The organism is Thalassospira sp. UBA1131, from assembly GCF_002311515.1.
Lineage (GTDB): Bacteria > Pseudomonadota > Alphaproteobacteria > Rhodospirillales > Thalassospiraceae > Thalassospira.
Map to the genome: position 1 here is coordinate 29,048 of NZ_DCAO01000043.1, position 8,242 is coordinate 37,289.

The 8,242-nt window shown below is 54.1% G+C and carries 7 protein-coding genes; 2 read left to right on the forward strand and 5 right to left on the reverse strand.

Translation table 11 applies throughout. The features are described from left to right. The 4 genes from B3Z49_RS06600 to B3Z49_RS06615 form a co-directional block, all read right to left on the reverse strand. Window positions 1-1,370: dihydropteroate synthase (locus B3Z49_RS06600; RefSeq protein ID WP_296989155.1), on the reverse strand; the 1,370-nt coding region annotated here is incomplete at its 3' end. A 38-nt stretch (window positions 1,371-1,408) separates the two neighbouring features. After that, window positions 1,409-2,473 (reverse strand): homocysteine S-methyltransferase family protein, encoded by a 1,065-nt coding sequence (locus tag B3Z49_RS06605; protein ID WP_040822979.1) that lies wholly within the window; start codon window positions 2,471-2,473, stop codon window positions 1,409-1,411. 53 nt (window positions 2,474-2,526) lie between these two features. After that, the gene (gene metF / locus B3Z49_RS06610; protein ID WP_008889564.1) at window positions 2,527-3,420 is read right to left on the reverse strand and encodes a methylenetetrahydrofolate reductase; all 894 of its coding nucleotides are present in this window, start codon (window positions 3,418-3,420) and stop codon (window positions 2,527-2,529) included. A gap of 89 nt (window positions 3,421-3,509) precedes the next feature. Next, complete coding sequence (locus B3Z49_RS06615; protein WP_296989161.1) at window positions 3,510-4,487, reverse strand: ArsR/SmtB family transcription factor; 978 nt, start codon at window positions 4,485-4,487, stop codon at window positions 3,510-3,512. A gap of 300 nt (window positions 4,488-4,787) precedes the next feature. Between B3Z49_RS06615 and B3Z49_RS06620 the strand changes: the two genes are divergently transcribed. Both B3Z49_RS06620 and B3Z49_RS06625 read left to right on the forward strand, forming a co-directional pair. Then, window positions 4,788-5,573 carry an MlaA family lipoprotein gene (locus B3Z49_RS06620; RefSeq protein WP_157193870.1) on the forward strand — a complete coding sequence of 262 codons (786 nt, stop codon included), beginning with the start codon at window positions 4,788-4,790 and terminating at the stop codon, window positions 5,571-5,573. 9 nt (window positions 5,574-5,582) lie between these two features. Beyond that, window positions 5,583-6,221, forward strand: a complete 639-nt coding sequence (locus B3Z49_RS06625; protein ID WP_064779617.1) for an MlaC/ttg2D family ABC transporter substrate-binding protein — start codon at window positions 5,583-5,585, stop codon at window positions 6,219-6,221. Between the two features lie 131 nt (window positions 6,222-6,352). Here B3Z49_RS06625 and ettA read toward each other — a convergent pair whose 3' ends face one another. Further along, complete coding sequence (gene ettA, locus B3Z49_RS06630) at window positions 6,353-8,032, reverse strand: energy-dependent translational throttle protein EttA (protein ID WP_296989170.1); 1,680 nt, start codon at window positions 8,030-8,032, stop codon at window positions 6,353-6,355. Between the last annotated feature and the right edge of the window lie 210 nt (window positions 8,033-8,242).

Here is an 8,242-nt window from a genome sequence, read left to right on the forward strand (position 1 = left end):
ATCAGGCCCGACAAACCGATCATGTCGACCTTTTCGGCCTTGGCGGTTTCGATGATTTTCTGGGTCGGCACCATCACGCCAAGGTCGATGACCTCGAAGTTGTTACATTGCAGAACCACACCAACGATGTTCTTGCCAATGTCATGCACGTCGCCCTTAACGGTCGCGAGCAAGATCTTGCCGTTGGTTTCGTGCTTGCCATCTTTTTCCTCTTCGATGAAGGGGATCAGATAAGCCACGGCCTTTTTCATCACACGCGCGGATTTCACCACCTGTGGCAGGAACATCTTGCCGTCACCGAACAGGTCACCAACGATGTTCATGCCGTCCATCAACGGACCTTCAATTACATGCAGCGGCTTGTCCGCCTGTTGACGGGCTTCTTCGGTGTCTTCTTCGACGAACTCGGCAATACCGTTGATCAGGGCATGCGCCAGACGTTCCTTGACCGGCTTTTTACGCCATTCAAGGTCGGCCTTTTTCTCGGGCCCGCCAGTACCTTTGTATTTCTCGGCCACTTCGAGCAAACGGTCGGTCGCATCCGAACGACGGTTCAGGATGACGTCTTCGACGCGTTCACGAAGCTCTGCCGGGATTTCTTCATACACAACCAGCTGGCCGGCATTGACGATCCCCATATCCAATCCCGCCTTGATGGCGTGATACAGGAAGACCGAGTGCATCGCTTCGCGGACCGGGTTGTTGCCCCGGAACGAGAAGGAAACGTTGGAAACACCACCGGAAATCTTGGCGTATGGCAGGTGTTTTTTGATCAGCTTGCAGGCTTCGATGAAGTCGACAGCATAATTGTCGTGCTCTTCGATACCGGTCGCGACGGCAAAGATGTTCGGATCGAAAATGATGTCTTCGGGCGGGAAGCCAACCTTATCGACCAGCACGTCATAGCTGCGCTTGCAGATTTCGAACTTGCGATCAACCGTATCGGCCTGACCTTTTTCATCAAAGGCCATGACGACAACTGCCGCGCCATAGCGGCGCAGTTTTTTGGCCTGTTCGATGAAAGGTTCTTCGCCTTCCTTGAGGCTGATCGAGTTAACAATACCCTTGCCCTGCAGGCATTTCAGACCCGCTTCGATCACGTTCCATTTGGAACTGTCGACCATGATCGGAACGCGGGCAATGTCTGGCTCGGCCGCAATCAGGTTGATGAACTTGACCATTGCCGTTTCGGCGTCAAGCATCGCATCATCCATGTTGATGTCGATGATCTGCGCGCCGTTTTCGACCTGTTGACGGGCGATCTCAAGGGCTGCATCGTAATCTTCTTCGACGATCAGCTTCTTGAATTTCAGCGATCCGGCGACGTTGGTCCGCTCACCAATATTGATAAATCTGGAAATGTCGGTCATGGGTCTTTTCGATCTCTTTTCAGCTATCAATATCAGATTTACGCTGCATCAAACGGCTCGAGGCCGGACAGACGCATTCTTGGCTCAAACTTCGGCACAACGCGCGGCTTGGCATTTGCCACCGCATCGGCAATCGCCTTGATGTGCGGCGGTGTCGTGCCACAGCAGCCCCCCAGCAGATTGACCATGCCAGTATCGGCCCATTCCTTAACCAATTCTGCCATTTCGGCATCAGTCTGGTCATATTCACCAAATTCGTTCGGAAGGCCTGCATTGGGGTAAACGGAAACGCGGCATTCGGCAATGCGCGACAGTTCCTGAACATACGGGCGCAGCTGTGCAGCACCGAGTGCGCAGTTCAGACCAATCGAAAACGGCTTGGTATGGCGCACGGAATTATAAAACGCTTCGGTCGTCTGCCCCGAAAGCGTCCGACCGGATGCATCGGTGATCGTGCCTGAAATCAGCACCGGCACATCTTCACCGCGTTCGTCGAGAACCTCGTCGATGGCAAAAAGCGCTGCCTTGGCATTGAGCGTATCAAAAATGGTTTCCACCAGCAGCGTGTCCGCGCCACCATCCAGCAAACCGGTCGTGGCTTCCTTGTATGCCTCTTTGAGCTGATCAAAGGTGATGGCGCGGAAGCCGGGATTATTCACATCCGGCGAAATCGATGCCGTACGGTTGGTCGGGCCGATGGCACCATTTACAAAGCGCACATCCCCCGGATGGGCGGCTTCCCATTCATCACAGGCGGCACGCGCGATCTTGGCACTTTCGAAATTGATCTCATAGGCCAAGTCTTCCATGCCGTAATCGGCCTGGGCAATGGTTGTCGCGCTAAAGGTGTTGGTCCCGTTCAGGTCCGCACCGGCCGCGATGTACTGCAGATGGATGTCCTTGATGATGTCCGGCTGGGTCAGTGACAAAAGGTCGTTGTTACCTTTGACGTCCTGCTTCCAGTCGGCAAAGCGTTCGCCGCGGTAGTCTTCCTCGGTCAGCTTGTGCTTCTGGATCATCGTGCCCATTGCGCCATCAAGGATCAGTATCTTTTCCTCGGCCCGTTTGCGCAGCAGGGCAATGCGTTCCTTGCGATCATTCATCTTTTTCATCCAATCAATTCTTCATGCGTCCGGGTTACAGGGCAAAAGCACCTTCAGGCTGCAACCTGTTCGGTTCCGCGAATGCCCAGCGCATGGCAGATGGCATATGTCAGTTCGGCACGGTTAAGCGTATAGAAGTGGAAGTCGGTCACACCTTCGCTGATCAGACCTTCCACCTGAGAAATGGCTTCGTGGAACGCGACCATGCGACGGGTATCGGGATCTTCATCAAGCCCTTCGAAACGCCAATGCAAACGCTGCGGCACAGAAGCACCACACATATCGGCAAATTTCAAGAGCGACGCAAAGTTTGTCACCGGCAAAATGCCCGGAACGATGGGCGCTTCGATGCCCGCAGCCACACATTTGTCACGGAACCGCAGATAGGTTTCGTTATCAAAGAAGAACTGGGTAATTGCCCGGTTGGCGCCGGCATCGATCTTGCGTTTGAGATAATCAATCTCGAAATCGGAACTCGGTGCATCCGGATGGGTTTCCGGATAGGCTGATACCGAAATATCAAAATCGGCAATTTCCTTAAGGCCAGCAACCAGATCAACCGCATAGGCGTAGCCACCCGGGGTCGGTTCATACTTATCGCCCGCATCCGGCAAATCCCCGCGAAGGGCAACGATGGAACGGATACCCTCGTTCCAATAGCTGCGCGCGATCTGATCGATCTCTTCCTTGGTGTGACCGACACAGGTCAAATGCGCCGCAGCCGGAATGCCGGTTTCGCCCTGAATACGGGTGACACTGCCATGGGTGCGATCACGTGTGGTGCCGCCCGCCCCATAGGTCACCGAAACAAAAGACGGATTGAGCGGCGCAAGCCGATGGATCGACCGCCACATGGTTTCTTCCATCTTCTCCGTTTTCGGCGGGAAGAATTCGAACGAAACCTTGAGGTGTTTGCGTACTGCGTTGATTTCTGGAACCGTCATCATATCGATATCTCAATCCTGTCTTCGCTTTCCCGCAGGCTGAACCCTTGGGTCGGTCTTTCTATCTGGTTATTTTCGATACATGCTGCGCGTTATTCCGCAGCCTTTTTTGAATTTCTTTGAACTTTGTCCGCTGCTTGTGCCGATGTCGGGCGTGCCATCCAGATCCGAACCGTCAGTGGTTTGCCCGGCAAACTGACAACGTTGCCAGGCTCAAGACCACTGGCGCGGAACCAGTCATTGATGGACCCATCATCAAAACCAAGACGACGGTGCGCATGCTCTTCGCGAAGTTCTTCCTGTTCGTGCTGGGCAAAGTCGACAATGACAAGCTTGCCCCCGGGGGCCAGAACGCGCGCTGCCTCGGCAAGGGCCGCCTCGGGCTTTTCAGCGAAATGCAGCACCTGATGCAGGGTCACCACATCAAACATGCCGCCGGGATAAGGCAACTGATACATGTCCGCTTGCCGGACAAGGCAGTTTGACAGGTCTGCGCGCTGCAAGCGTGCACGCGCAACAGCCAACATTTCGCGTGACATATCAACGCCAACGCCTTCTTCGGCGTTGCGCCCGAGAAGCTCAAGAATACGCCCGGTGCCTGTTCCAACATCAAGAATCCGGCCACCGGTCAGATCACCCACCGCCTCAAGCAATGCTTTTTCAACAACCGCCTCGTCGACATGCAGCGAACGAATCCGATCCCAGTCTTCGGCATTGGCGCGGAAATATTCTGTCGCGATCTTTTCGCGTTCTGCCTTCACCTGATCGAGACGGGCACGATCAAGTGCAAGCGTCTCGTCATCCTTTGGCAGCAGATCCAGCACAGGCTGAACAAGGTCGGCACCCGGCCCGGAATGCGGCGTGCGATAGAAAACCCAAGTCCCTTCGCGGAACCGGACAAGCAGGCCTGCCTCACACAGTAATTTAAGGTGTCGGGAGACGCGCGGCTGGCTCTGACCGATGATCTGGGTGATTTCGCTGACGGTCAATTCGCACTCGGCACAGATCGCCAGCAAGCGAAGCCGCGTTGCTTCAGCAGCTGCGCGCAATCTTGCCAGAACCTGTTCCATACCAATGCCCTCCACGTTGACAAGAAAGATATAAAGATATGTTTATATTTGTTCAAGCGCTATTTTCGCGTGAAAACTTGTTGCCCAAATGCCACACCTGAAAACTGCTTGATCCTGATCAACTTTTTGTATGCTGGTGTTTAATTTCACCCTATGCTAACCAAATGGATATCTGAGGCGTGCGCGTTACATGATCGCCCTTCGAGCAGGGGATTGATCGGTAACGTTTTTTGGTGTCCCGCATCAAAAGCGTTTCGGGTCGGGGAAGTCTGTGTATCGAACATCGGTTGGCTAAAAATAATGAAGTTTCGAACTTTGCTTTCGCTTTGTGCCGCAGGATCGCTGTCTTTGCTGACCGCGTGCGCATCGACAGAACCCGCTCAGGACACGAGTGATTATGATCCGCTTGAGCCGGTGAACCGCGTGGTTCACGGTGTTAACGGTGCGGTCGATTTCATGGTCCTGTATCCTGCTGCAATGTGGTACCGCGACATTGCCCCGGAACCTGTTAAAACCTCCGTCGCGAGCTTCGTGCGCAACATCAACGAACCGTTGAACTCGTTCAACGCGTTGCTGCAGGGTGACCCGGATCAGGCTGCTGCCTCGTTCCAGCGTTTCATCATGAACTCGACCATCGGCCTTTTGGGCTTCAACGATGTCGCATCTGATTTCGGCATTCCGTACCGCCGTGAAGATTTTGGTCAGACCCTTGCCCATTACGGCATTGGCGGCGGCCCTTACATTGTGCTTCCGCTGCTTGGCCCGTCCAACCTGCGTGACACAGCCGGCATCGGTGTTGACTATGTTGCCAACCCGCTGACATGGGGCGCACAGAACAGTGACACCGCCGAAGCCCTTTATCTTGGCTCGGTCGGTCTTACAGCCCTGCATTATCGTTACGCGACGATCAATCAGCTGAACGAACTGCAAAAGTCGTCTATCGACTATTACGCAGCCCTGCGCAGCCTCTATCGTCAGCAACGCAATAAGATGATTCGCAACGGTGGCCCGTCACCAGAATTCGCTGTAGAAGACGAAAGTGCATCTTTTGACTTCGACGATGCTGTCGAAGCGGCAAGCAAGTAAGAGCCGGTCATGGTAAACAGCAAAATCGCCATATCAACCGCCGCGATGATCGCCATCGCAGCCGCTTGGTCTGGTCCGGCGTCGGCAACGGGTTTGTCTTCAAACGTTGTTGCCGAAGTCGCTGTCGAAACCAGCGCAGCAAATGTCATTCAGAGCATGGCTGACCAGGCCATGAATGAACTGACGGATCAAAGCCTTGCTGACGACGTTCGCCGCAAAAAGTTCGTGTCCCTGATGGACCGCTATTTTGCAATGGATGTCGTTTCGCGCTTCGTTCTGGGGCGTTACTGGCGTTCGATTTCCGAAGCGGAGATCGAGGAGTTTTCGGTCCTGCTTCAGAACTATCTGGCTCTCAACTACGCAAACCAGTTCAAGGAATTCAACGGCGAACAGTTTGTCGTCGGTGATGAGACCCAGAAGAACAAGGATACCTTTGTCGATTCGCAATTCGTCCGCCCGGACGGCCCACCGGTAAACATTGTTTGGCGGATGCGGATGTTTGATGACAGCTACAAGATCATTGATGTTTCCATCGAAGGTCTGAGCATGGGCATCACCCAACGCGATGAGTTCACATCGGTCATCCAACAGAACAATGACGACGTTGGCGCCCTGACCGCGGCCCTCAAGGCAAAAACCGGTCTCTGATCGAAGCCCGCCTTAATATCCGAATACAAAAGCCACCATCCTTGCGACGGTGGCTTTTTTTTGCATCTCGCATCCGGGAATCAAAAAAGGCCACCCGAAGGTGGCCTTTAATCTCAAACCAATTGACCGCCTTAGCGGGTCAGCGGCTTGTATTTGATACGGTGCGGGCGGCTTGCCTCTTCACCATAACGACGTTTGTAGTCGGCTTCATATTCCTGATAGTTCCCCTCGAACCACTCGACATGCGAGTTGCCCTCATAGGCCAGAATATGGGTCGCAATTCGGTCAAGGAAGAAGCGATCGTGCGAGATGACCACAGCGCAACCGGCAAACTCGAGAAGGCCTTCCTCAAGTGCACGCAGGGTATCGACATCAAGATCGTTGGTCGGTTCGTCAAGCAGCAGAACGTTTGCACCAGACTTCAGCATCTTGGCGAGATGAACGCGGTTACGTTCACCACCGGACAACTGGCCGACTTTTTTCTGCTGATCTGCGCCTTTGAAGGCGAACTGCGACACATAGGCACGCGACGACATCGGACGCTTGCCCAAAAGGATCTCGTCGAGGCCGTCGGAGACTTCCTGCCAAACGGTTTTGTTCGGATCAAGCGAGTCACGCGACTGATCGACATAGCCCATCTTGACGGTATCACCGATCTTGAGCGTTCCGGCATCCGGGGTATCAGCATCCGTCAGCATCTTGAACAGGGTGGTTTTACCCGCACCGTTTGGACCGATCACACCAACGATACCACCCGGCGGCAGTCGGAAATCAAGGTTTTCAAACAGAAGCTTGTCACCATAAGCCTTGGTCAGACCTTCGGCAGTGATAACTTCGTTACCAAGACGCTCGGCAATCGGAATAACGATCTTGGTTGAGTCCGGAACGGCCTTGGCGGCCTCGGCGACAAGATCGTCATAGGCACGAACACGGGCCTTGGATTTTGCCTGACGGCCTTTCGGGTTCTGACGGATCCACTCAAGCTCGGTGGCAAGCTGTTTCTGGCGGCTGCCTTCCTGACGGGATTCCTGTTCCAGACGCTTTTGCTTCTGCTCAAGCCACGAGGAATAGTTGCCTTCAAACGGAATGCCCTGACCGCGGTCAAGTTCCAGAATCCAGCCCGTAACGTTATCAAGGAAGTAACGATCGTGGGTGACCAGAATGACGGTACCCTGATAATCTTCAAGGTGGCGTTCAAGCCACGCAACCGATTCAGCGTCAAGGTGGTTGGTCGGTTCGTCAAGCAGCAGAATGTCAGGCTTTGCAAGCAACAGGCGGCAAAGGGCGACACGACGGCGCTCACCACCGGAAAGCTTGGTTACGTCCGCATCCTTGGGCGGGCAACGCAAGGCGTCCATCGCGATCTCAAGGGTGCGTTCCAGATCCCAGCCATTGGCCGCATCGATGCGTTCCTGAAGTTCACCCTGCTCTGCAAGGAGATCATTCATTTCGTCATCGGTCATCGGTTCGGCAAATTTGCCGCTGATTTCGTTGAAGCGTGCAAGATCGTCAACAATCGAGCCACACCCTTCCATGACGTTGCCAAGAACGTCTTTCTCCGAGTTAAGCTGCGGTTCCTGCTCAAGGTAACCGACATTGACACCTTCGGCAGGCCAAGCTTCACCGGCGTAATCCTTTTCGATGCCGGCCATGATTTTCAGCAGGGTCGATTTACCTGCGCCGTTGTTGCCGAGAACACCGATTTTTACGCCTGGCAGGAAGGACAGTGTGATGCCCTTGAAAAGTTCGCGACCGCCCGGAAGGATCTTGGTCAGGTCCTTCATGACGTAAATATACTGGTAGGATGCCATTAAATTCCCCATCCAAAAGTCGTTGGGTCCGCCCTGTTGGGCTGAAACACTTCGGCACACTCATACGCATGCCTGAAATACTGTGCCCGTTTGTAACCGACAGGCAGGCTCTTAACAACTTCAAACCGCAGACAGCTCACATGCTATCAAAACATGCCAAGTGGCGAGCTGAAACAAGGTGCATCAAGCAATCTCGCGTCGGCGACATCA